Annotated in this window: 19 protein-coding genes; 6 read left to right on the forward strand and 13 right to left on the reverse strand. The window is 34.1% G+C overall.

What is annotated here, in order from left to right; all coding sequences use genetic code 11:
* Positions 1-18: 18 nt before the first annotated feature.
* On the forward strand, positions 19-195 hold the full coding sequence (locus A6B44_RS07315; RefSeq protein WP_176673494.1) for a hypothetical protein: 177 nt from the start codon (positions 19-21) through the stop codon (positions 193-195).
* A gap of 76 nt (positions 196-271) precedes the next feature.
* Here A6B44_RS07315 and uvrC read toward each other — a convergent pair whose 3' ends face one another.
* From uvrC to A6B44_RS07345, 6 genes are all read right to left on the reverse strand, one after another.
* Positions 272-2,110, reverse strand: a complete 1,839-nt coding sequence (uvrC, locus tag A6B44_RS07320) for an excinuclease ABC subunit UvrC (protein WP_090922926.1) — start codon at positions 2,108-2,110, stop codon at positions 272-274.
* Between the two features lie 157 nt (positions 2,111-2,267).
* The gene (gene secB, locus A6B44_RS07325; protein WP_090922928.1) at positions 2,268-2,771 is read right to left on the reverse strand and encodes a protein-export chaperone SecB; all 504 of its coding nucleotides are present in this window, start codon (positions 2,769-2,771) and stop codon (positions 2,268-2,270) included.
* Positions 2,772-2,801: 30 nt separating this feature from the next.
* Complete coding sequence (locus A6B44_RS07330) at positions 2,802-3,251, reverse strand: rhodanese-like domain-containing protein (protein ID WP_090922930.1); 450 nt, start codon at positions 3,249-3,251, stop codon at positions 2,802-2,804.
* 124 nt (positions 3,252-3,375) lie between these two features.
* Positions 3,376-4,674 (reverse strand): trigger factor, encoded by a 1,299-nt coding sequence (gene tig, locus A6B44_RS07335; protein WP_090922932.1) that lies wholly within the window; start codon positions 4,672-4,674, stop codon positions 3,376-3,378.
* Between the two features lie 163 nt (positions 4,675-4,837).
* Positions 4,838-6,493: a putative transporter gene (locus A6B44_RS07340; protein WP_090922935.1), complete on the reverse strand. Its 1,656-nt coding sequence runs from the start codon at positions 6,491-6,493 to the stop codon at positions 4,838-4,840.
* 210 nt (positions 6,494-6,703) lie between these two features.
* The gene (locus tag A6B44_RS07345) at positions 6,704-8,005 is read right to left on the reverse strand and encodes a porin (RefSeq protein ID WP_090922937.1); all 1,302 of its coding nucleotides are present in this window, start codon (positions 8,003-8,005) and stop codon (positions 6,704-6,706) included.
* Positions 8,006-8,258: 253 nt separating this feature from the next.
* On the opposite strand from A6B44_RS07345, the gene A6B44_RS07350 reads away from it, so the two are divergent.
* On the forward strand, positions 8,259-8,543 hold the full coding sequence (locus A6B44_RS07350; RefSeq protein WP_090922940.1) for a YfcZ/YiiS family protein: 285 nt from the start codon (positions 8,259-8,261) through the stop codon (positions 8,541-8,543).
* Positions 8,544-8,614: 71 nt separating this feature from the next.
* Here A6B44_RS07350 and A6B44_RS07355 read toward each other — a convergent pair whose 3' ends face one another.
* The 5 genes from A6B44_RS07355 to A6B44_RS07375 form a co-directional block, all read right to left on the reverse strand.
* Positions 8,615-9,913 carry a hemolysin family protein gene (locus A6B44_RS07355; protein WP_090922942.1) on the reverse strand — a complete coding sequence of 433 codons (1,299 nt, stop codon included), beginning with the start codon at positions 9,911-9,913 and terminating at the stop codon, positions 8,615-8,617.
* A 224-nt stretch (positions 9,914-10,137) separates the two neighbouring features.
* Positions 10,138-11,652: a lysine--tRNA ligase gene (gene lysS / locus A6B44_RS07360; protein WP_090922946.1), complete on the reverse strand. Its 1,515-nt coding sequence runs from the start codon at positions 11,650-11,652 to the stop codon at positions 10,138-10,140.
* A 311-nt stretch (positions 11,653-11,963) separates the two neighbouring features.
* Complete coding sequence (locus A6B44_RS07365; RefSeq protein ID WP_090922948.1) at positions 11,964-14,201, reverse strand: Orn/Lys/Arg family decarboxylase; 2,238 nt, start codon at positions 14,199-14,201, stop codon at positions 11,964-11,966.
* Positions 14,202-14,274: 73 nt separating this feature from the next.
* Entirely contained in the window at positions 14,275-15,612 is a 1,338-nt protein-coding gene (gene potE, locus A6B44_RS07370) for a putrescine-ornithine antiporter (RefSeq protein ID WP_090922950.1), read from the reverse strand.
* Between the two features lie 78 nt (positions 15,613-15,690).
* The gene (locus A6B44_RS07375; RefSeq protein ID WP_090922952.1) at positions 15,691-17,865 is read right to left on the reverse strand and encodes an ornithine decarboxylase; all 2,175 of its coding nucleotides are present in this window, start codon (positions 17,863-17,865) and stop codon (positions 15,691-15,693) included.
* A 745-nt stretch (positions 17,866-18,610) separates the two neighbouring features.
* On the opposite strand from A6B44_RS07375, the gene artP reads away from it, so the two are divergent.
* From artP to artM, 4 genes are read left to right on the forward strand one after another with little or no spacing between them, the layout of a single operon-like run.
* Complete coding sequence (gene artP / locus A6B44_RS07380) at positions 18,611-19,339, forward strand: arginine ABC transporter ATP-binding protein ArtP (RefSeq protein ID WP_090922955.1); 729 nt, start codon at positions 18,611-18,613, stop codon at positions 19,337-19,339.
* Positions 19,340-19,371: 32 nt separating this feature from the next.
* The gene (locus A6B44_RS07385) at positions 19,372-20,094 is read left to right on the forward strand and encodes a transporter substrate-binding domain-containing protein (RefSeq protein ID WP_090922957.1); all 723 of its coding nucleotides are present in this window, start codon (positions 19,372-19,374) and stop codon (positions 20,092-20,094) included.
* Positions 20,094-20,765 (forward strand): arginine ABC transporter permease ArtQ, encoded by a 672-nt coding sequence (gene artQ, locus A6B44_RS07390; RefSeq protein ID WP_090922959.1) that lies wholly within the window; start codon positions 20,094-20,096, stop codon positions 20,763-20,765. The genes A6B44_RS07385 and artQ overlap by 1 nt, the downstream gene beginning before the upstream one ends.
* Entirely contained in the window at positions 20,765-21,451 is a 687-nt protein-coding gene (artM, locus tag A6B44_RS07395) for an arginine ABC transporter permease ArtM (protein WP_090922961.1), read from the forward strand. The genes artQ and artM overlap by 1 nt, the downstream gene beginning before the upstream one ends.
* A 74-nt stretch (positions 21,452-21,525) precedes the next feature.
* Here artM and grxD read toward each other — a convergent pair whose 3' ends face one another.
* Positions 21,526-21,855, reverse strand: a complete 330-nt coding sequence (grxD, locus tag A6B44_RS07400; RefSeq protein ID WP_090922963.1) for a Grx4 family monothiol glutaredoxin — start codon at positions 21,853-21,855, stop codon at positions 21,526-21,528.
* A 126-nt stretch (positions 21,856-21,981) separates the two neighbouring features.
* Positions 21,982-22,806 (reverse strand): sulfate transporter CysZ, encoded by an 825-nt coding sequence (gene cysZ, locus A6B44_RS07405; RefSeq protein WP_090922965.1) that lies wholly within the window; start codon positions 22,804-22,806, stop codon positions 21,982-21,984.
* Positions 22,807-22,812: the final 6 nt, after the last annotated feature.

Consider the following 22,812-nt stretch of genomic DNA (forward strand, 5'->3'; position numbering starts at 1 on the left):
TTATTAAGGAAAAATTATATGCTATTTTTTATCAAAAAATTCTGGATATTATCTGTTGTTTTTTTATTATCAGGATGCTTAGTAACCTCTGCTCTTAGCCTTGCAACATCGGCTGTGATGACTGTGGGAGAAATTGCAATAAAAACAGCGGGAACAGTTGTCGGTACGGTACTACCTGAGAATACTACAGAATAAGTTTACTCGGTATGATAAAGGGAGATAGAAAGAGTGATAAACACATTTTTGCAAATTTTTTACTTTATCGTACCGCTTAGCTATTTTGTAATGTATCAAAAATAGTATTAGCAAGGGAAAGTGAAATACCAGGAACAGTTGAAATTTCTTCTACCGTTGCCGATTTGACCCCTTGCATTCCTCCTAAATATTTTAATAAGGCTTGACGACGTTTACTTCCTATTCCCGCTATTGACTCTAACCCACTCTCTGTAAACGCTTTTTGACGTTTTTTACGGTGCCCTGTAATCGCATAAGTATGAGATTCATCACGAATATGTTGAATTAAATGTAGCGCTAAACTATCAGGGGATAGATGAATTTCTTTATTTTTTTGATTACTAATAATCAATGTTTCTAAGCCTGCTTTACGCTCAACACCTTTAGAAACACCTATTAGCAAAGGATGGGTTTTATCCCAATCCACCACCAATTGTGCAAATGTTGCCACCGCACGGTTAAGCTGCCCCTTGCCACCATCAATAAAAATAATATCAGGAATTTTATCTGGCATTAAAGGTTTGTTATAACGTTTTAGCAAAGCTTGCTCCATTGCAGCATAATCATCCCCTCCTTTAATTCCGTCAATATTAAAACGACGATAATCTGATTTAAGCACTCCATTTCGATCAAACACCACACAAGAAGCAACCGTTTGATTTCCCATTGTATGACTAATATCAAAACACTCCATTCGCTTAATTTCAGGGATATTCAAAATATCTTGTAATGCTTGATAACGTGCTTCAATTTGAGTATTTTGCTTAAGTCGTAGCTCTAAGGACTTCATCGCATTCGTTTGAGCTAAGCGTAAATAGCGTTCTCGATCCCCTTTAACTGTGCCATCAACAATGGTAACTTTATGTCCTGCTTGCTGATTTAAGATATGATTTATAGATTCTTTTTCAGTCAATTGATGATCAATAATAATTTGATGAGGAATCGTTCTATGCTGATGCATTTGCAAATAAAATTGTCCAATAAAGGTATCGCTAAGCTCCGTTAAATCAGTATGACTTGGTACTTTAGGAAAGTAACTACGATTACCTAAAACTTTACCGTGTCGAACAAATAAGATATGCACACAGGCAACGCCTTGCTGATAAGCAATAGCAATAATATCTAAATCATCTAAACGTTCATTAGATACAAATTGTTTTTCAATGACAGAGCGCACTAATTGAATTTGATCTCGATAACGCGCTGCCTCTTCAAAATTTAAGTCTGCTGCAGCTTGTTCCATTTTTTTGACTAAATGAGTAATCACTTGCTTATCTTTCCCCTGTAAAAACAGTCGTACAAATTGCACCTGCTGATCATATTCAGCATCAGAACAATATCCTTTAACACAGGGAGCTAAACAACGTTTAATTTGGTATTGTAAACAAGGACGAGAGCGGTTTTTATAATAACTATCTTGGCACTGACGAATAGGAAAAAGCTTCTGTAATAAATTTAAACTTTCTCGTACAGCCATTGCATTAGGATAAGGGCCAAAATAATCTCCTTTTACTTTTTTACTACCTCGAAAACTTGTGATACGAGGGTGCTGATGATCTGTCAGTAAAATGTAGGGATAAGACTTATCATCTCGTAGCAAAACATTGTAACGAGGTTTATATTGTTTAATATAATTATGCTCAAGTAATAATGCTTCGGTTTCAGAATGAGTGATGGTGACTTCAATATAAGCAATATGTGCAACCAATGCTTCTGTCTTACGATTGGTGAGATTAGTTCTAAAGTAACTTGATACTCGCTTTTTTAAGTCTTTTGCTTTACCCACATAAATAACCGAGTGTTTATTGTCATACATACAATAAATACCAGATAAGTGTGGTAGGTTTTTTAAAAAACTATCAAGATCAAACTGCATAATATACTAAAGCTAACTTAAGTGAATGACTAAGATAAAAAGGAGAAAAACTCGACTCACTCTAACACAATTGTTAAAATAAACATAGCGTAACTCATCCCATAATAAAAAAGGTCTAGCACAATAATACTAGACCTTATTTAGTAATCAAAACGAATTAATTAAGTGGTGTTTGCTCACCTTCTTCATCTTCTTCTTGCTGACTTTCTAAATAATTCATAAATAGTGCATCAAAATTTAATGGAGAAAGATTAAGCGCAGGGAAAGAACCTCTATTCACTAAACTTGACACTAGCTCTCTTGCATATGGGTATAAAATATTCGGACAAGTTACTGCTAAACAATGTGCAAGCTGTATTCCATCTATTCCTGCAATACTAAATACACCCGATTGTTTTACCTCACAAATAAAAGCTACATCTTTTGATTCTTTCATCGTTGTTTGAATATTAAGGTGTAAAGTGACTTCATAAAGACTTTCGCCTAGTTCTTTCGTTTCAGTATCTAATTCAAAACTTAAGTCAGGCTCCCATTCCTGTTGAAAAATAACAGGAAGATTTGGTGCCTCAAATGAAACATCTTTTATATAAATACGTTGAATTTGAAGCTCAAATTGACCTTCTTGTTCTTCTTCTGTTGCTACTTGATTCTCTTCAGACATAGTCTCATTCCTTATAGTTAAATAATAGGGTTACTTATGTTTCTTAATTAAAGGCAATTTCTCTGCTCGCCAAGCATTCATTCCTTCTTTCAAAACATAAACCTGTTCAAAACCTTGTTCTATCAACAACTTGGCACTGCTATTTGAGGTCATACCATTACCATCAACCAAAATAATAGGTTTAGTTTTGTACTTCTCAATACGATGAATATTTTTATTTTTAATATCCGACGGTAAAAGATGTAAACTATCGATAATATGTCCAGCTTTAAAGTCATCATCTGAACGTAAATCCAATACAACGCCATCTTCTTTATTAATTAAACGAGTGGCCTCTGCATTGGCAATAATTTTAAATTTACTCGTTAACCCTTGATAAATATTAACCATCAAAGCAATAAATAACCCAAACCACGCTACAACCATAATGGTGTGATTTGTTGTAAATTGTTGAATTTCTTGAATAAATGTTAATTCCATAACTGTTGCTCTCTAAAATTATACTTCATAAAATAAAAAGCGGTACTTTTAGTAAAATCTTCTCTAAAAGTAACCGCTTAGTTGAATATTGAACAAATAATTGTCACTAATATAGTTTAGAGAATTAGCCTTGTTGCTTATTCATAATATCATCAAATGACTGTTCTTTTTCTGTCACTTGTGCTTTTTCAAGAACAGTATCAACCACTTGCTCTTCTAAAACAACATTACGAACATTATCAGTTAACTGCTTATTCTTAGCATAATATTCTACTACTTCAGAAGGATCTTCATAAGCAGATGCTAATTCTGCAATTTTTTCTTTTACTAATGCTTCGTCAACCTTGATTTCATAAGAAGACATCACTGATGAGAATAGTAAGCCAACTTGCACACGACGTTTAGCTTGTTCTGTAAATAACTCAGCTGGAAGTTGTGCTGCAACTTCAGGGTTACCACCAAATTGTTGTGCTGCTTGCTGACGTAATACCTCGATTTCTTCATCAATCGCTGATTGTGGTACTTCAATTTCATTCTCTGCAAGTAAACCATCAATTACCTGAGTTTTTACTTTTGCAGTGATAGCATTCTTAAGTTCACGTTGCATATTTCGTTTAATTTCTTCACGTAAATCTGCCACTGTTTTTGCTGTACCAAAACGTTTTACAAACTCATCATTAATTTCTGGCAATTCCATTACTTCTACTTTTTTCAAAGTAATTGCAAATTTCGCCGCTTTACCTTTTAAATTTTCAGCTTGATAGTCTTCTGGGAAAGTTACATCAATATCAAATTGCTCACCCGCTTTATGACCAACAATACCCTCTTCAAAACCAGGGATCATTTGACCTTGTCCCATTGCTAAAATGAAATCTGAAGTTTTACCGCCTTCAAACTCTTCACCATCAACAGTACCTACAAAATCAATAGTAACACGATCATCTGCTTTTGCTACTTCTGCTGTTTCAGTAAATGTTGCTTGTTGCTTACGCAATACGTCAACCATTTTATCTAAATCCGCATCAGTAATTTCAACCACAGGCTTTTCAACTTTGATATTTTCTAAACCTTTCAATTCTACTTCAGGATACACCTCAAAAGTGGCTGAGAATGTAAAATCTTTACCGATTTCATAATTTTCTGGAGTAAATGTTGGACGACCTGCTATATTGACCTTTTCACCAATAATTACATCAAAAAATGCACGTTGCATATTGTCTGACAATACATCTTGGCGAACTGAAGCACCATAGCGTTGTTCCAAAATTGAATGTGGTACCTTCCCTTTGCGGAAACCATCAATACGAGCATTTTTTGCAACACCCTTTAATTCTTGACGATATGCTGCTTCAATTTTATCAGCAGGTACAGTAATAGTTACACGGCGTTCTAAGCCTTGAGTTGTTTCAATTGAAATTGACATTAATTTAAACCTCTAGTCGGTGTATAAAGTAAATGGATAAATAGAAGTGAATTGTAACGATCACTCGCTTTGATGTCGAGGAATAAAATAACGACCGTTTACAATTTGAACAAAAAATAAAAAATAGGGTGATTTTTCACCCTATCATTTACATCATTAAATACTATCCAACTGTCCACAGTGCAATTGCCAATAATTGTGGCAACATTATACGTAAAAACATCACAAGTGGATAAACCGTTGCATAGGACAGTGCTGACGCACCGCTGTCTTCTTTAATTGCATTAGCAAAAGCTAAAGCAGGAGGATCAGTCATAGAACCCGCCAATAACCCACAAATGGTTAAATAATTGACTTTACCATAAATACGTGCAATGCAACCTGTCACAATTAATGGAATAAAAGTAATCACAACTCCGTAACCAATCCAAGACATCCCTTCACTACTTAATAAAGTTTCAAGGAAATGGCCACCCGATTTTAATCCCACAACCGCAAGGAACAGTACAATACCAATTTCTCGTAATGCAAGGTTAGCACTAGGAGGCATAAACCAATAAAGTTTACCAATACTCCCTATTCTGGCTAAGATCAACGCAACCACTAATGGACCACCCGCTAAACCTAATTTTAATGCGACAGGGAAACCAGGTACATAAAGAGGAACGGAACCTAATAGCACTCCTAAACCAATCCCAATAAAAATAGGTAACATTTGTACTTGTTGTAATTTTTGTTGAGCATTACCGATAATTGCCATTACAGCTTTAATATCATCTTCTCGTCCAACTAGATTCAGCACATCACCAAATTGCAATGTCATCTCACTATTTGGCACTAACTCTACACCAGCACGGTTTAAACGTGAAATCAGTACATCATATTTACCTTTAAAACCTAAATGACGAAGCTTTTTACCAAAAATTTTTTCATTGGTTACCACCGCTCGTTCTGAACGATAGTGTGTACCTTTGGTTGACAGAGACATTTCCGCTTCTTCACCTAAAATAAGTTTCATTTTATGTAAAGTTTCTGGTTTTCCAACAAGATGAAGTACATCACCAATCAATAATTTAGTATCAGCTTTTGGTACAAACAGTTCATCATTTCCCCTTTTTAATCGAGAATAAACCACATCATGCAATTCAAAATCTGGGATTTCTCTGAGCATCAAACCTTGCAAATTTGGATTTGTTAAACGCACATTTAAGGAGCTTAATCCACTTTTAGTTTTACTTTGTTTCTTATCAAAATCTTCTGCTTCTTGATCCACATTGACTCTGAAAATCATACGTACTAACCACATAGCAAGTAAAATACCTACAATACCGAATGGATAAGCGATTGCATACGCCATACCCATTACTTCAGTATCAGTACCTAATTCAGCTAAGATTTGTTGCCCAGCACCGAGTGATGGCGTATTAGTTACCGCACCAGAGAATACCCCTAAAATAACAGGCAGTGGTACATCAAATAATTTATGTAGTAACACAACTAAAATACCACTCATAGCAACAATTAGAAATGCAAAGCCATTTAGTTTTAAACCTGAATGACGAAGAGAAGAGAAGAATCCTGGACCAACTTGAATACCAATAGTATAAACAAATAGAATTAATCCAAATTCTTGTATGAAATGTAAGGTATGTTTATCTAAATGAAGTCCATATTGTTGCATAAAGTGTGCAACAAACAAGCCACCAAACAAAACACCACCAATACCGAGTCCAACGCCTCGAAATTTAAAGTTCCCAATCCATAGTCCCAAAACCGCAACTAAGGAAAGAATACTCACTGTGATTGCAATTTCACTCATTGTTTCCCCTATAAAATAAAAATAACTAAAGGGATTCTAACAAAAATTAAAATAAAAAATTAGATCTATCGCAAAATAATGGAGTATTTATAACACTTTTATGGTTTTTTAATAAAAAAGCGGTAAGATGTTATTGGAATTTTACAAAAAAACAACAACATCCTACCGCTTCAACAATATTGGTTTTAAATTTTTTACTTATTTATAAACTTAAAACTTATAATTTACGTTTAATCCCCATAAGTTTACATGAGAATGCCCTTCACCTTTCCAAGAAACTGGTACACCACTAATATTCTCATTTTCTACAAAACGGTTTTTATGTCCGTGAATATAAGAATAACCAAAATCTGTCGATAGATTTGGAGTGAATTGATAAGTTGCACCTAAGCTATACCAAGTTCTATCAGTATCTGGAATTGAAATAGATGGATGCTCTTGACTTGCTCCTTCATCATAAGCAAGACCTGCTCGTAAGGTTAACTTATCCATAGCTTGATAAGAAATACCTATCGCATAACGATCTGAATCTGAGAATTTTTCTGTTTTTTGTAATAATTCTGCACCTGTATTACTTACAGCACGCAACTCTTTAAAACTACTCCAATCAGTACGTTTCCAGCTATACTGAAGTGCTAGTTTATCTGTTAATTTATGATAGCCTGATAATTCCCAAAACGCTGGTAATGTCAAATCTAAACTTCCTGCAATATCTTGCCCTCCAGTTCCTCCAGCTAGTATTGGTAGTTCACTTGAGAAGTCCCCTTTAAAACCAATATCAACTGCAGAATGATAAGCCAAACCAATACGATGATTTTCATTAATATCATAGCTCACACCTGCATTCCAAGCAAAAGTCCACTCTTCACCTTTAAGGTGTTTTACTTTTGTAGAATTATTAGCAATATTCGCTCCTGCTTGCTGGTTAATTAACTGACTAAAACTTCCAGCATAACGAGTAAGTTCTGCTGTTGAGTGAACTGCATTTAATCCAAGACCCACACTAAAACCATAATCTAATTTCATTGCACCACTAAAATTATAGTTCACTGCTCTTAGATCTGTTGTTCCACCCAAAACGCCAGCACTATAGTTTTCACCAAAACTGGTTTTTAAACCATAGTTTAAATTCATTCCACCACCAATACTAAAACGGTCATTAATTGGCATAACAAAATAGAGATTTGGTAATGTTGCAACAGGTACAATATTGTTGTGAGAAGCATCTTCTGACATTGCCCCCATTGGCGTTGTTATCGTTTGTGTTCCACTCACATCCACATCAACATCAACATACACACCACCAACAGAAATTTCTGAACCTTTAAACTGTGTCATTAAAGCAGGGTTAGTTGCCACAACAGAAGCGTTATCTGCTACTGCTGCATTACCTGCATATGCTACCCCTAAACCTGATGTTGAAATTTCAACCAATTGAAACCCAGCGGCTAAACTGCCTGTTGCAGACAAAGTCAGCATTGAAGCAAGTGATAATTTAACCATTTTTTTCATAACGTTTTGTTCCTTAATTAATAATATAAGCGGTAAGATATTTACCACTTTTTACAAAATTCTCTAAATCTATTCAATTTTGAACAGTAAGATTCTAAGAATAAAAAAGTAAAGAGGCAATGTAATTAATATAACTTAACAACTGTTCCGACCACTTAAATATCTGTAGCTAAAAATTTAATTGCAACAAAAAACAGAAATGAGTAAACTTTATCTCGTTATCAACTGTTAAATATACAAAATAAGGAAAAATATGTCTGAATATCAAGCAAATGAATCTAAAGTTTGTTGTTGTGTCGATGTTGGTACGGTCATTGATGGAGAGGATCGCACTGTTGACTTTTATCAAACTTATCAAACAAAGGAAAATGCTGAAGAAGCATTAGCTTACCTAACTGAAAAAGCAAGAAAAGCAGAATCAGATCCTTGCCAAATTACCAGCAATATTCAACAAACAACTGAAGGCTATAAATTAGAGGTTAATTTTGAATTTAGCTGTCAAGCAGAGGCAATGATTTTTCAGCTTTCAACTCGCTAATTAATAGTATAAATCTCCAACTTTAGATAAGTTGGAGATTATTTTCCAATAAAAAACGACTGGTTATATGGTTATTTTTTTGTGACTAGTACTTGTTTAATACGATGTTGTTCCATACTCACAATTTCAAATAAGAAACCATGAAATATTATTTGATCTGCAATTTTAGGTACTCTTCTCGCTAAAAACATAATCAATCCACTTAACGTTTCATAATATTCACAACCATCATCTTCAATTTCTAAAAGACGTAAAACATCCTTATAAGGTGTTGCCCCTGATATAATCCAAGAAGATTCATCTCGTTTAACAATATAGTCATCATCGTATGTAACTAAGTCTCCCATAACAATACTCATGACATCTTTTAATGTTATTACTCCAACGACAAGCCCATACTCATTTAAAATAATTGCAAAATCATCGCCATTCTTTTTAAAACAATCTAATACTTCATAAAGTAACAAAGTGTCTGGTATAAGTAATACTGGCTGAAAAATACGCTTATCTGTTAAATTAAATGTATTACCTTCTTTAATATACAGATGCAAAAGTTTCTTAATATCAACAAATCCAATGATATTATCAATTTCATCCTTATAAATTGGCGCTCTTTGATGTAGGTTTTCATCAAAAGAATTAATGACATCTTCAATAGGAGTATCTTCACTGTAAAAATCAATATGATCACGATGAGTCATCATACTCGTAACAGAATCTTCTTTGAGATTAAAAATATGTCCAAATAAATATTGCTCTTCAGTAACCAATAGCCCTGCTTCAGCACCAGCATTCACAACTGCATAAATATCATCCGTTGTAAGCTCTTCATTAATCTCATTATTAGCATTAAAAATTTTTAAAATAACAGTAGCTAAACCATCAAACAAGACAATAAATGGTTTAAGAAATTTAACCACAATCAACATTGGATTAATTATATATTGAGCAACTTTCTCAGGATTACTAATTGCAACCTTTTTAGGAATTAAATCTGCAAATACAATAAAAATACTCGTAATAATGAGTACTGAAATAATACTACTACATATACTGGCTATCTCTTCATTTTCTATAATTGATGTTATAAAAGGGGTAACGTGAGGTGAGATAACATCTTGTCCTATTGCACCCGCAATAATTGCAACTAAATTAAGACCAATCTGTACTGCTGCGAAATAATCCCCTGGGCTATCTTTTAATGCTAATATTTTTTGTATTTTATCATCATTATCTAATTGCCCCTGTATTTTAAACTTTCTTGATGCAGCAAGAGAAAGCTCTGAACAAGATAAAAACGAACTACACAAGACCAAGAAAAAAAACAAGAAAATAATCGCTACCAATTTTAATATTTCTATATTATCCATTTACCTTACCTCGTTATCATAAATCGAGTATTTATATATGTATTGCATTATGTGATCAAATAACCTTTTCAAATATAACATATTATATCAAATCAAGTGACTCCAGTAATTCCAGTCCTTATTTTAGCTCGATAATATTAATAATTTGAGAAGAAATAAAAAGGTTGATCCTGAAACAGGAAAGCCCTGACTAAAAGTCAGGGCTCTGATTTAAATAGTATCCCCTATTCAGGTCTCATATGAGGGAATAAAATTACATCACGGATAGATGGACTGTTTGTTAAAAGCATTACCAATCGATCAATTCCGATCCCTTCACCTGCTGTTGGAGGCATTGCATACTCCAAGGCACGAACATAGTCTCCGTCATATAACATCGCTTCTTCGTTACCCGCTTCATTTTCTTTGGCCTGTTCACGGAATCGAGCAGCTTGATCTTCTGCATCATTTAGCTCCGAATAACCATTAGCAATTTCACGTCCACCAATAAACAACTCAAAACGATCTGTAATATTTTCATTAACATCATTTCGACGTGCAAGAGGTGAAATAACTGCTGGATATTCCGTAATAAATGTTGGTTGAATCAACAAATGCTCTACTCCCTCTTCAAATAAGGCTGTAGTAAGCATATCAAGATCACTATTTGGATCCATATCAATATTATATTCTTTTTTCAAGACTTCTGACAATGCTTTGCCATCTGTAAGAATATCTGCATATTGTGGTAAATAATGCTTAATTGATTCAATCATCGGTAACCGAGCAAATGGTTTTGAAAAATCAATTTGTGTTCCTTGATAGTCAAATACTGTTGCACCACGTGCTAGTTCTGCCAATTCACGGAATAATTTCTCCGTTAAGTCCATTAAATCATGATAATCCGCATATGCTTGATAAAACTCAAGCATCGTAAATTCAGGATTATGACGAGCAGAAACCCCTTCATTACGGAAATTACGGTTAATCTCGAATACACGATCAAATCCACCTACAACTAAACGTTTGAGGTATAACTCTGGTGCAATTCGTAAAAATAATGGCATATCTAAAGCATTATGATGCGTTTCAAATGGTTTTGCCGCTGCACCACCTGGAATTGGGTGCATCATCGGTGTTTCAACCTCTAAGAAAAGATTCTGCTCAAAGAAATGGCGAATATGGCTAATAACTTTAGAACGCATAGCAAACACCGCTCTGCTATCAGGATTCACAATTAAATCAACATAACGTTGACGATAACGTGTTTCCTGATCTGTTAAGCCATGGAATTTTTCTGGCAATGGACGTAATGATTTCGTCAATAAACGAATATTACTTGCCTTAATTGTTAATTGACCTGTTTTAGTAAAAAACAGAGAGCCACTAGCAAAAACAATATCACCGATATCCCATGTTTTAAAATCAGCATATAATTCAGCAGCAAAATGTTCCTCTGCAACATATACTTGAATTCTTTCACCAGTTCCATCTTGAATTTGTATAAAACTAGCTTTACCCATGATTCTCTTCGCCATCAGTCTTCCTGCAACAGAAACCTGACCCGCTGAATCTAATATACTTGAGTTATCTTCTTCCGCATAATCACGGTTTAAATCTGCTACAAAATGTGTTGGTCGAGCATCATTTGGGAAAGCAACCTTCTTTGTATCACGGATCTTTTGTAATTTTTGACGACGCTCAGTAATTAGACTGTTTTCATCACTAAAAGATGCATTTGTAGATACGTTCTCGTTCATTTTTCTTTCCTCAAATAAATATTAAATATAAGACTTTCACATATATAATTCCAAGAAACCTGATACTTCGCTGAAGTATTCAAACTACTTTTTTTAAAAATTGTAGGAGATAACAGATAACTCTGTAAGAGGATTCTGTGCCATACTTCAAGCGATGACAATATTGTCCCTCTAGTCTCTCTAAATTATATGCACTAACCCTTACTCCTTGTGAGATGTATACAATAAATACATTACAAAAAGTAAGGGTTTCATTCTTTCAGATATCAACGAAACTGTCAATATCTATTTTGCTAGATTATTGCTATTAATTACTCTTTAACACAAAGCATATAGCAAACACCATCTTCGACCTCAATACCATGAGTATCATGCTCAAAACTAGGGCAAGCAAGATCGAATTTTTCTAATGCTTTCAGGTACTCAAGAACCGCTCCATCAGCAACCTCACCTGGCATTAAAATTGGAATACCTGGAGGATAAGGAATCACACCAGTTGCCGCAATGCGACCTGCTGCTTGTTCTAAAGTACATTTTTCAACATTGTTACGAACCATTTCTTCAAATGCTTTCGCTGGTGTCATTGCTTGTTTTGGTAAGCTTGAGAAACCTTCTGACATATATTTAGTTGTTTGTAACTCTTTCACTGTTGCAAACATATAGTTACATAAGTCTTTCAATCCCATACCAGCATAAGCTGCTTCTTCCGCTAATTCTGGAAGTACTTCAGTTAATGGAGCATTGTTATCATAATCACGCTTAAAGTTAGCCAATTGACTGATAAGTGTTCCCCATTTACCTTTAGTAATACCCATAGAGAATAAGAAAAGAATACCAAAGTCAGTTGTTTTCTCAACTTGAATTCCATGACGACCTAAATAACGAGTAACGATACAAGCTGGAATACCTGTTTCATGCATAGTACCATCAGCATCCATTCCTGGAGTCATCACTGTTACTTTAATTGGATCAAGCATTACCCAACCTTCAGGCACATCACCGAAGCCATGCCACTCTTGATTAGGATGTAGTACCCAATGTTTATTACTTTCTAACAATTCTGATTTTTCAATCTTGTGCATAGCATCTGGTTGCCAGCCTTTGAAGAACCAATCAGATTTATTAGCAAACTCTTCATTAAGTTCTGCTAATTTTTGTCTAAATGATACCGCTTCTTCAATACTTTCTTGAACAATTTCTTTACCAGACTCACCTTCCATCATCTTAGCTGCAACATCACAAGATGCAATTACTGCATAGTTTGGAGATGTTGACGAATGAAGCATAAATGATTCGTTAAAGCGATCGTGTTCAATTGGGTTCTTACCATCACGAATATGGATATAAGATGCTTGAGATAACGCATTCAACAATTTGTGAGTTGAGTGTGTAGAAATAACATTTGGTCCTTTAGGCGCATTAGGATCACGATCATGCATCGCAAAACGACCTTTATACATTGGATGGAATTTCGCATAACCATACCATGCTTCATCGAAGTGTAATGTATTGATTCTGTCACCCAAAATTTCTTCAATCTTAGCAATATCATAGCAAAGACCATCATATGTTGAGTTAGTTAATACTAAGTGTTTGATATCTCTATTACCTGTTTGTTTAACAATCACATTGTTATCTAACGCTTTTTCCATACTTTCTTGGCTAAAGCTTTCAGGTAATACAGGACCAATAATTCCTAAACCGTTACGAACAGGAACAATGTAACTTGGTACAGAGTGACTCATAATCAATGAGTGTTCAATAGATTTATGGCAGTTACGATCACAAACTAATACTTCATCTTTTGTCACACTTGCCATTGTAATGATACGGTTTGATGTTGAAGAACCATTAGTTACATAATAAGTACGATCTGAACCAAATACTGTTGCTGCATACTTCTCACCATCTCCAATAGGTCCATTATGGTCAAGAAGTGAACCTAATTTACCAACAGAAATTGATAAGTCTGTACGGAACATATTTTCACCGAAGAAATCGAAGAAGAATCTTCCTGTTGGGTGTTTTAAGAAACCAGTCCCACCAGTATGTCCTGGTGTATGCCATGAATAAGCATGCTCATTTCCAAAATCAACTAATGCTTTAAACATTGGTGGAAGAAGTTGAGATGTATATTGATCAATTGCAACAATAATACGACCAGCAATAAAGCTAGGCGTATCTTCCATTAACCAAATGAAATCATCACTTTTCGCAAGAATACCAGCACTTAATTTAGACGCAGATTCGTGATTTGCACAAAGGAAAATAGGCACTTTAGCATTCTTTTTACGAATAACATTAACTAATTCCTCTACTTCACCTTCTTTATCTGCAGTATCTAAATCAATTAAGAACATATTGATACTGATATCAGAAAGTGCGAAACCTATTGCTTCAGGGTATGTTATTGCCGTAATAACTTCAACATTTTGTCTCTCTAATTCAGAAACGATATTACCAACAAGTCTACCTGCTGCACCATCATGTTCTAAATGACGATGAACAAACAGAATCTTCTTACCAATACTATCTATTGTACTTTTCATTTAATGTACTCCTTAAATTATGACTTTACTTATCAAATGAAAAGGGTCAAGTTAAACTTGACCCAAAAAACTATTATGCTTCGTCTGAAGCCTTAGCAATACCAGCATCCATTTCATCAGCCTTAATTTTTCCATAAATTACCCAGCCTAAGAATGTTGCCATTCCACCCCAGTACATAGCAACCATACCACAGCTATATAATGCGTAGAAACTATAAATATTACCAATTAATGCAACAAACGTATTCATTGCCATTTGTGACTTAGGTGCATTCTCAGCACGTTGCATAGCAGCAACAGCAGCCATTGATAATACGAATGGTACTAAATTGGTTACAGCAGCTAAATCAACAATCGCACTAAACTGCTCAGCTAACTCATCACCCATTGTCATAAATGCAAGAACTGTTTGCACTACTGCTAAAATCAACATACCAGTAATAGGTGCATCTTTAGCTGTTACTTTTGCAAACACTTTAGAGAAATATCCTTCATCAGCACCAGATTTGAATACTTGTGCAACAGTAAACTGCCAACCTAATAAACAACCAACACAAGCTACAACCATTGCCGCCATTACTGCTTGACCAATAGCTGGACTAAACATTTTCGCAAATACAAGACCGAATGGAGCTGTAGATTCTGCTAATTCTAAGTTAGGAACGATACCTGCCATTACGTTGGTAGAAACGATATAAATAATAGCTGTTAATGTTGTACCACCAAGTACAGCAATTGGAACGTTTTTCTCTGGATTTTCTACTGCATCAGAGTTAGCACAAGCAGATTCAAGACCTAAGAATGCCCACAATGTCATAGGAATTGAAGCACTAATTGCTTCACCAAATGGCATATTATGTGGATTCCATGCTTCAGTATACATAGTTGGACTAAAGAAGAACCAACCGATTACAGATACTGTTAATACAGGAATAATTACACCCCATACTGTGAAACTACCGATACGACCAGTAATTTTCGCACCACCGAAGTTAGCAACTGTAGTGATCCAAATTAATCCGATAGTTAATGCAGCACTTAAAGTTGCTGTTAAATCTATACCTAATAATACAGCAAAGTAACCAACTGCTGAAAGAGCAATTGCCACGTTTGCGATAACTAAAGACACTGCATAAGTAAAGTTTGCTAGGAAGTTTCCAGATCTACCGAAAGCATATTCAGCATAGCCTCCCATACCGCCACCTTTTTTACTAAAGCGGCCACACACAGCAAACGCATAAGCTAGTGCTAAAGAACCTCCAGCAGTCACAACCCATGATAGGATTGACATAGTACCTACTTTTGCTAATTTGGTTGGTAACATAATAATACCAGCCCCTAACATATTAACAACTGTGATGATGGTAAGTTCTACCACTCCCATCTTATTTGATTTACCTGATTCTGCCATTGTCAGTCTCCTTAAAGTAATTTAATTGATTAAAAAAACCTCCAATGCCGCCTCAGGCAAAAGAGGTTTGTAAGAAAATTAACTGTTCTTATCTACTACATATCCATATGCTCGAGTTGATCCATCAGCTTCTTTAGTTAAATAAACACCTTGAATTTCTGGTTCAAATCCTGGTAAGTCATTAATTCCTTGCTCTAAAGCTAAGAAATATTTCTGAGCAGCACCACCCCATACTTCACCTGGCATTACACATAGAACACCTGGAGGATAAGGTAAAGCACCTTCTGCTGCAATTTGTCCTTCAATTTCAGATAATTTAACTAATTTCACTTCATTACGGATTAGATATTGTTGTGCTTCATTAGGGAGCATTGCCTGTTTTGGCCAGCCATGTGCACGGAACATCTCTTTCTGTAATTCTTTCATATTGTTGCTAGCATAGAAGTTATGCATTTCTTGACAAAGCTGTCTAATAGTATAGCCTTCATAAACAGATTCATTCTTCGCATAAACTGTTGGCAAGACATCTTTCATTAATGAATTCTCTTTAATGTGTCTTTCAAATTTAGCAATTTGTGCAACAAGAGACTGCATCTTAGCTAAGCTCTCTGCTGGAGTCATTAGGAATAAGATAGAGTTCAAGTCACATTTTTCTGGAACAATACCATTATCACGTAAATAGTTTGCTAACACTGTTGCAGGAATACCAAACTCTTCGTATTCACCTGTTTCAACATTAATACCTGGTGTTGTTAATAAGAATTTACATGGATCAACGAAGTATTGATCTTTTCCATAGTTAGCAAAAGAATGCCATTTTTCATTTGGTTCAAACTGGAAGAAACGTCTATCATTAGCAATCATATCTGTAGGATAGTCTTGCCATAACTTACCATCAACCATTGTAGGAATAAATGGTTTAATTAATTCACAGCTCTTGAGCAATTGTTTTCTTGCTTCAATACCTACTTTCACACAGTGTTCCCAAAGTTTTTGACCTGCTCTTCCTTTATGAATACTCGCATTAATATCTAAAGACGCAAAAATCGCATAGAATGGACTTGTTGAAGCTTGAAGCATATAAGCATTATTAAAACGCTTATGATCACAATAACGTTTTTGTCCTTTGATGTGAGAATCTTTTTTATGGATTTGTGAGCTTTGTGAGAAACCTGCTTGTTGTTTATGAACTGATTGAGTAACAATGATACCTGGATCATTTTCATTTAGTTCAAGTAACATAGGAGAGCAATCACGCATCATTGGAATAAACTGCTCATAACCAACCCATGCAGAGTCAAATAAAATATAATCACATAGATGACCAATTCTATCTACTACTTGACGAGCATTGTAAATAGTACCATCATAAGTACCTAACTGAATAACTGCTAAACGGAATGGACGTTTATTCTGTGCTTTTTCTGGTGCAACTTTTTTAATTTGCTCACGGATATATTCTTCTTCAAAGCAATGATTATCAATACCACCGATAAAACCATATGGGTTACGTGCAGTTTCTAAGAATACTGGTGTTGCACCACCCATCAATAAAGCTCCTTGCTGTACTGATTTATGATTATTACGATCGAAAAGGATCAAATCATCATTTGAAAGTAAAGCACTTGTCACTACTTTATTAGATGCTGAAGTACCATTTAATACGAAATAAGTTTTATCCGCATTAAATACTTTTGCCGCATGCTTTTGTGCTGCTAAGGCAGGACCTTCGTGGATAAGTAAATCACCTAAACGAACATCAGCATTACATAAGTCAGTTCTGAAAAGGTTTTCACCGTAGAACTCATAGAATTGACGACCTGCAGGGTGTTTGCTGAAGAAACGTCCACCTTGGTGTCCTGGACAATCAAACGCACTATAACCTCTATCATAATACTGCTTCATTGTTCTAAAGAATGGAGGTAATACTCCTTCTTCATATTGTTGTGCAGCAGAGGTAACTTGACGCCCATACATGCCATGGTTTCTGGTTTCTCTTTGGAAAACACCTGTAAACTTAGATAAATATTCTTCAGGAACTAAGCCATCTCCCTCTACAGCAAAAAAGAGAGGAATCTCATATCCACCTAAGGATTCAAGTTTGTTTAAGGTAAAGTCAAGATCATCGTGAGTCAAAACAATTGCTGCAACTTCAGCAAAATCAGCTGTTCTAAGCTCTACTTTTTCGTATTCAGTTTCAAATAGACCTTCCAGATCCTGACTACAAGCTACTTTTAAGTAATGTTTACTCATTTTAGTTTACTCCACATTGGTTGATTAACATTTTTGTGAAAAAATCATATACCATGGCTTGATTATATTCTCTATTTTTTTATTTTTCCAGATCTATTTTAATAAATATTAATTATATTTTTAATTACTTATTTTTTATTAATAAATTTCAAACAAAAAATTACATTTTTATAAAATTTGTTACATTTTTTCTTTTAGAATAACATCATTATTTTATATAACTACAAATTTTTTTGTTAAAAAAATGTTATATAAAACCCAAAATATAACAACTCTAAAAAATAAGCAAATCGTTATATAACAATGCAATACAACACCTAAAGCATCTAGCTTAAAATAATATTCAACCACAAAAGTAACACTATATCCTTATGTTTAAATTTTATTGATTAAAAATAAACTAAGATAAAATAAAAAAACATATTGTTTATTTTATACATTTAGATATGAAAACTAAAAAATGCCGTTATTAAATATATTTATTCATTATTTAATTCATTTATTTTGTTATATCATTGTTCATATATATTCCAACTAAACTACCGCATTTAATATTCTAGAACCACCATCAAAAACTACAAACAAACTACATATGTGTCGGACATATTGAGCATACGTTAAAGTGTTCATAATAAGCTCTTTCAAATTATATTAAATTTATCTCAAATTAATACTTGCATAATTATGCAAAAAACCTTACTATCTATTCAACAAAACATATTTACATATAGGATTTTATTCAGAAATGGCGATTCAAATTAACAATGTCAATTTTTTTTATGGTTCAACACAAGCCCTATTTGACATTAATTTAAACATTGAACAAGGTGATACAGTTGTATTACTTGGCCCCAGTGGTGCAGGAAAAAGTACACTAATTCGTACGCTTAACTTAATTGAAGCGCCAAAGTCAGGAATACTTAAAATTGGAGATCGTCAATTTGATCTTGCAAATAAACTAGATAATAAACAAATTGCATTATTACGCAGAGAAGTGGGAATGGTATTTCAACAGTATCATTTATGGCCTCACTTAAATGTAATGCAAAATTTAACTGAAGCACCAATGAAAGTACTTGGTCTTTCCAAAACCGAAGCAACTGAAAGAGCAAAAGGATTATTATCTCGATTACGTCTTGAAAACTTTTCAGATCGTTTTCCATTGCAACTTTCTGGTGGACAGCAACAACGTGTTGCTATTGCCAGAGCTTTAATGATGCAACCTGAAGTATTATTGTTTGATGAACCAACAGCAGCTTTAGATCCTGAAATTACAGCTCAAATTATTGGAATAATAAAAGAATTAACAAACACAGGTATTACTCAAGTAGTCGTTACTCACGAAGTATCCTTTGCGAAAAAAATTGCAACTAAAGTAGTTTATATGGAGCAAGGTAAAGTTATTGAGTTTGGAGATTCTAATTGTTTCAATAATCCAAAAACAAGTGAGTTCGCAGCTTATCTTTCTCACTAATACATTTTTATTAAACATAAGGACACAACATTATGAAAAAATTACTACTAACAGCACTATTCGCTACAACAGCTCTTTCTGTTACAGCAAAAGATACTATCACTTTTGCGATGGAAGCAACTTATGCACCTTTTGAAACAACAAATGAAAAAGGAGAAATTGTTGGCTTTGATGTTGATCTTGCAAAAGCTCTATGTACAGAGTTAGACGCAACTTGTGAATTTAAAAATACCTCTTTCGATAGTTTAATTCAAAGTTTGAAATTTAAAAAATTTGATGCCATTATTTCTGCGATGGATATTACTGAAAAACGTCAAAAGCAGGTTGCATTCACAGCACCATACCTTGAAAATTCAGCTAGCTTTATGACATTAAAAGGAAAAGATCTAAAAGAAGTTAAAGTAGTAGGAGTACAAAATGGTTCTACTTATCAAGAATACTTAATCAAAAAAGGATCTCAATATAAATTAAAACCTTACAGTACATTACAAAATGCTGTCTTGGATCTCAAAAATGGACGTATTGATATGATATTTGGTGATACTCCAGTACTCTCGAAATGGCTGGAAACTGAAGATTCTATAACTCTCACTGATAAGAAAGTGAAAGACAAAGATTTCTTTGGTATCGGATATGGCATTGCAGTGAATAAATCGAATACCACATTACTTGAAAAATTAAATACTGCATTAAAAACAGTAAAAGAAAACGGTACATTAGATAAAATTTACAAAAAATGGATTACTAAAAAATAATGTCTATTGATATTTTTAACTCCTTTGTCTCAGCAACATTAGTTACACTAATGCTTGCTGTGGCAAGTTTAATGATCGGATTAATACTTGCTATTTTATTTGTTGTACTTGAAATGAATAAAATCACGTTGATTCGCCAAAGCACCAGTGTATTCATTACACTACTACGTGGATTACCTGAAATTCTTATCGTATTTCTTATCTATTTTGGTTTGACACAACTTTTATTCCTTCTTACTGATGAATTTATTGAATTCGATGCCTTTTGGTGTGGTGCAATAGCTTTAGGTATTATTTTTGCTGCCTATGCTTCACAATCACTACGTGGTGCAATTAAAGCCATCCCTCTTGGACAGTGGGAGTCAGGTGCTGCGTTAGGTTTTAGCCGAGCTCAAACTTTCATCACCATTATTATGCCTCAAGTATGGCGACACGCTTTACCTGGATTAAGTAATCAATGGTTAGTACTATTAAAAGACACTGCTCTGGTATCATTAATTGGAGTCAGTGATCTGATGCGACAATCAGAATTAATCAATGCATCCACCCACAAACCATTCACTTGGTATAGTATTGCAGCGTTGGTCTATCTTTTGATTACGCTCATTAGTCAATTTTTTATTAGAAAATTAGAGCTGCGTTTTACTCGTTTTGAAAGAGGAAATCAATAATGTTGTGGGATTATTTTATCACTATTTCGCAAGGGATTAGCGCCAGTTTACAGCTTACTGTAATATCCTTACTCATTGCATTTATTATTGCTGTTGGCTTCACTTTTTTACTATCGATGGAAAATACAGTCATTAAACTATTCGTCAATATGTTTATTACCGCCTTTACTGGTACTCCTCTGCTCATCCAATTTTTCCTTATTTATAGCGGACCAGGGCAATTCCAATGGATTATCGATAGCCCATTGTGGTATTTCTTATCAGATGCATGGTTTTGTGCTATTTTAGCTCTTGCACTCAATAGTGCAGCTTACTCAACACTGTTATTTCACGGTGCAGTAAAAGCTATTCCAAAAGGACAATGGGAAGCGTCTTTTTCTTTAGGTTTAAGCCGTTTACAAACACTTAAAATTTTAATTCCTTATGCCTTAAAAAGAGCATTACCTTCTTACAGCAATGAAATTATTCTAGTATTCAAAGGGACATCCCTTGCCTCTACTATCACCATTATGGATATTATGGGGTATTCTCGTCAACTATACGGTATGGAATATGATGCGATCGCTATCTATGGTACAGCAGGTGTTATCTACTTAATCATTACAGGTATAATGACACTATTACTACGTAAAGTAGAAAACACTGTATTGGGATTTGAACGCTTTGAAGTTGAAAAAAAAGCATAGCGGTACGATCAGTATCAAAATTTACAAATTTTAAAATATAAAAAAGGGAGCGTTATACTCCCTTTTTAGTTATGTTAGATTGAACTCGTTTTTTCTGCTACTTCTTTTAACAAAGTTTGTAGTTCACCCTTTTGATACATTTCCAAAATAATATCACAGCCCCCTACTAGCTCTCCATCTACCCACAATTGTGGAAAAGTTGGCCATTGAGCATATTTAGGTAACTCAGCTCTAATATCAGGATTAGTTAAAATATCTACATAACCAAAAGGAACCTGACACCCCATTAATGCTTCTACTGCTCGCGCTGAAAAACCACAAGAAGGGAATTTTGGAGATCCTTTCATATAAATAAGAATAGGATTTTCACCAATTTGCTTCTTAATTTTTTCAATTGTTTCCATCATAAACCTCAAATTATAAACAGATCACCATTTTAGCAAATTTTTATCAAAATCGCACCGCTTATCCTCAATTTAGACAAACTTTAAAAAGAGGATTACACTCAATTTATGCATTTATATCTCTTTCTATCCATTATATTTCACATTTTTCTTCATTGTTTTTCTATCATCAAACTCACCTAAATGACTATTTAAAAAGAATGAACGATATTCTTTTACCCACATTGCTGTTGCACCACAAACAGCTACAGGCATAATGACTAAGTTAATCACTGGAATCAACGTCGCAATACTTACTAATGTTCCAAAAGTAAAATTCATTGTTTTATACTGAGAAAGCGCTTTTTGCATTCGAATAAAACTAATTTTATGATTATCAAAAGGATAATCACAATACTGAATGGCCAACATCCAACAACTGAATACAAAAAACAGCAATGGAATGACAGTTTGACCAAGTAGTGGTGTAAAACCAAGAATAAATAAAAATAATACTCTAGGCAACGCATACATCATCTTTTGCCATTCCCTTTTTAACATTCTAGGTATATCCTTTAGCATATCTGTCAAAGAAGTATTAAGAACCAACTCTCCTGTTAATTGTAGCTCGACTTTCTCTGCTAATAAGACATTAAAGGGTGCCGCAATAAAATTAGCTAATGTCGTAAAAGTAAAATAAAACACAATAATTAAACTTAAAATCGCAAGAGGAACCAGCACAACTGTAATCCAATCTAACCAGCTTGGCATAAAGCTCACTAAAGAATTAAGCCAGTCATCAATATTAATGATAAAAAGCCACAACAATCCCACAATCAATCCGATATTAATCAGTAATGGAAAAAGGATAAAAACAAATAATTTATGTTGAAAAATTAAACGCCAACCAAAGGTAAAGTAATAAATCCCCTTTTCAAACTGATTTTGAGGAGGAGATAGCAATAAAGTCATAATATT

The sequence above is a fragment of the Pasteurella skyensis genome, from assembly GCF_013377295.1.
In the GTDB taxonomy this organism is placed as follows: domain Bacteria; phylum Pseudomonadota; class Gammaproteobacteria; order Enterobacterales; family Pasteurellaceae; genus Phocoenobacter; species Phocoenobacter skyensis.

What these genes read in the sequence shown, in the direction of transcription:
- A6B44_RS07315 (WP_176673494.1), top strand. Translation starts at nt 19, where the DNA reads ATGCTATTTTTTATCAAAAAATTCTGGATATTATCTGTTGTTTTTTTA.
- uvrC (WP_090922926.1), bottom strand. Translation starts at nt 2,110, where the DNA reads ATGCAGTTTGATCTTGATAGTTTTTTAAAAAACCTACCACACTTATCT.
- secB (WP_090922928.1), bottom strand. Translation starts at nt 2,771, where the DNA reads ATGTCTGAAGAGAATCAAGTAGCAACAGAAGAAGAACAAGAAGGTCAA.
- A6B44_RS07330 (WP_090922930.1), bottom strand. Translation starts at nt 3,251, where the DNA reads ATGGAATTAACATTTATTCAAGAAATTCAACAATTTACAACAAATCAC.
- tig (WP_090922932.1), bottom strand. Translation starts at nt 4,674, where the DNA reads ATGTCAATTTCAATTGAAACAACTCAAGGCTTAGAACGCCGTGTAACT.
- A6B44_RS07340 (WP_090922935.1), bottom strand. Translation starts at nt 6,493, where the DNA reads ATGAGTGAAATTGCAATCACAGTGAGTATTCTTTCCTTAGTTGCGGTT.
- A6B44_RS07345 (WP_090922937.1), bottom strand. Translation starts at nt 8,005, where the DNA reads ATGAAAAAAATGGTTAAATTATCACTTGCTTCAATGCTGACTTTGTCT.
- A6B44_RS07350 (WP_090922940.1), top strand. Translation starts at nt 8,259, where the DNA reads ATGTCTGAATATCAAGCAAATGAATCTAAAGTTTGTTGTTGTGTCGAT.
- A6B44_RS07355 (WP_090922942.1), bottom strand. Translation starts at nt 9,913, where the DNA reads ATGGATAATATAGAAATATTAAAATTGGTAGCGATTATTTTCTTGTTT.
- lysS (WP_090922946.1), bottom strand. Translation starts at nt 11,652, where the DNA reads ATGAACGAGAACGTATCTACAAATGCATCTTTTAGTGATGAAAACAGT.
- A6B44_RS07365 (WP_090922948.1), bottom strand. Translation starts at nt 14,201, where the DNA reads ATGAAAAGTACAATAGATAGTATTGGTAAGAAGATTCTGTTTGTTCAT.
- potE (WP_090922950.1), bottom strand. Translation starts at nt 15,612, where the DNA reads ATGGCAGAATCAGGTAAATCAAATAAGATGGGAGTGGTAGAACTTACC.
- A6B44_RS07375 (WP_090922952.1), bottom strand. Translation starts at nt 17,865, where the DNA reads ATGAGTAAACATTACTTAAAAGTAGCTTGTAGTCAGGATCTGGAAGGT.
- artP (WP_090922955.1), top strand. Translation starts at nt 18,611, where the DNA reads ATGGCGATTCAAATTAACAATGTCAATTTTTTTTATGGTTCAACACAA.
- A6B44_RS07385 (WP_090922957.1), top strand. Translation starts at nt 19,372, where the DNA reads ATGAAAAAATTACTACTAACAGCACTATTCGCTACAACAGCTCTTTCT.
- artQ (WP_090922959.1), top strand. Translation starts at nt 20,094, where the DNA reads ATGTCTATTGATATTTTTAACTCCTTTGTCTCAGCAACATTAGTTACA.
- artM (WP_090922961.1), top strand. Translation starts at nt 20,765, where the DNA reads ATGTTGTGGGATTATTTTATCACTATTTCGCAAGGGATTAGCGCCAGT.
- grxD (WP_090922963.1), bottom strand. Translation starts at nt 21,855, where the DNA reads ATGGAAACAATTGAAAAAATTAAGAAGCAAATTGGTGAAAATCCTATT.
- cysZ (WP_090922965.1), bottom strand. Translation starts at nt 22,806, where the DNA reads ATGACTTTATTGCTATCTCCTCCTCAAAATCAGTTTGAAAAGGGGATT.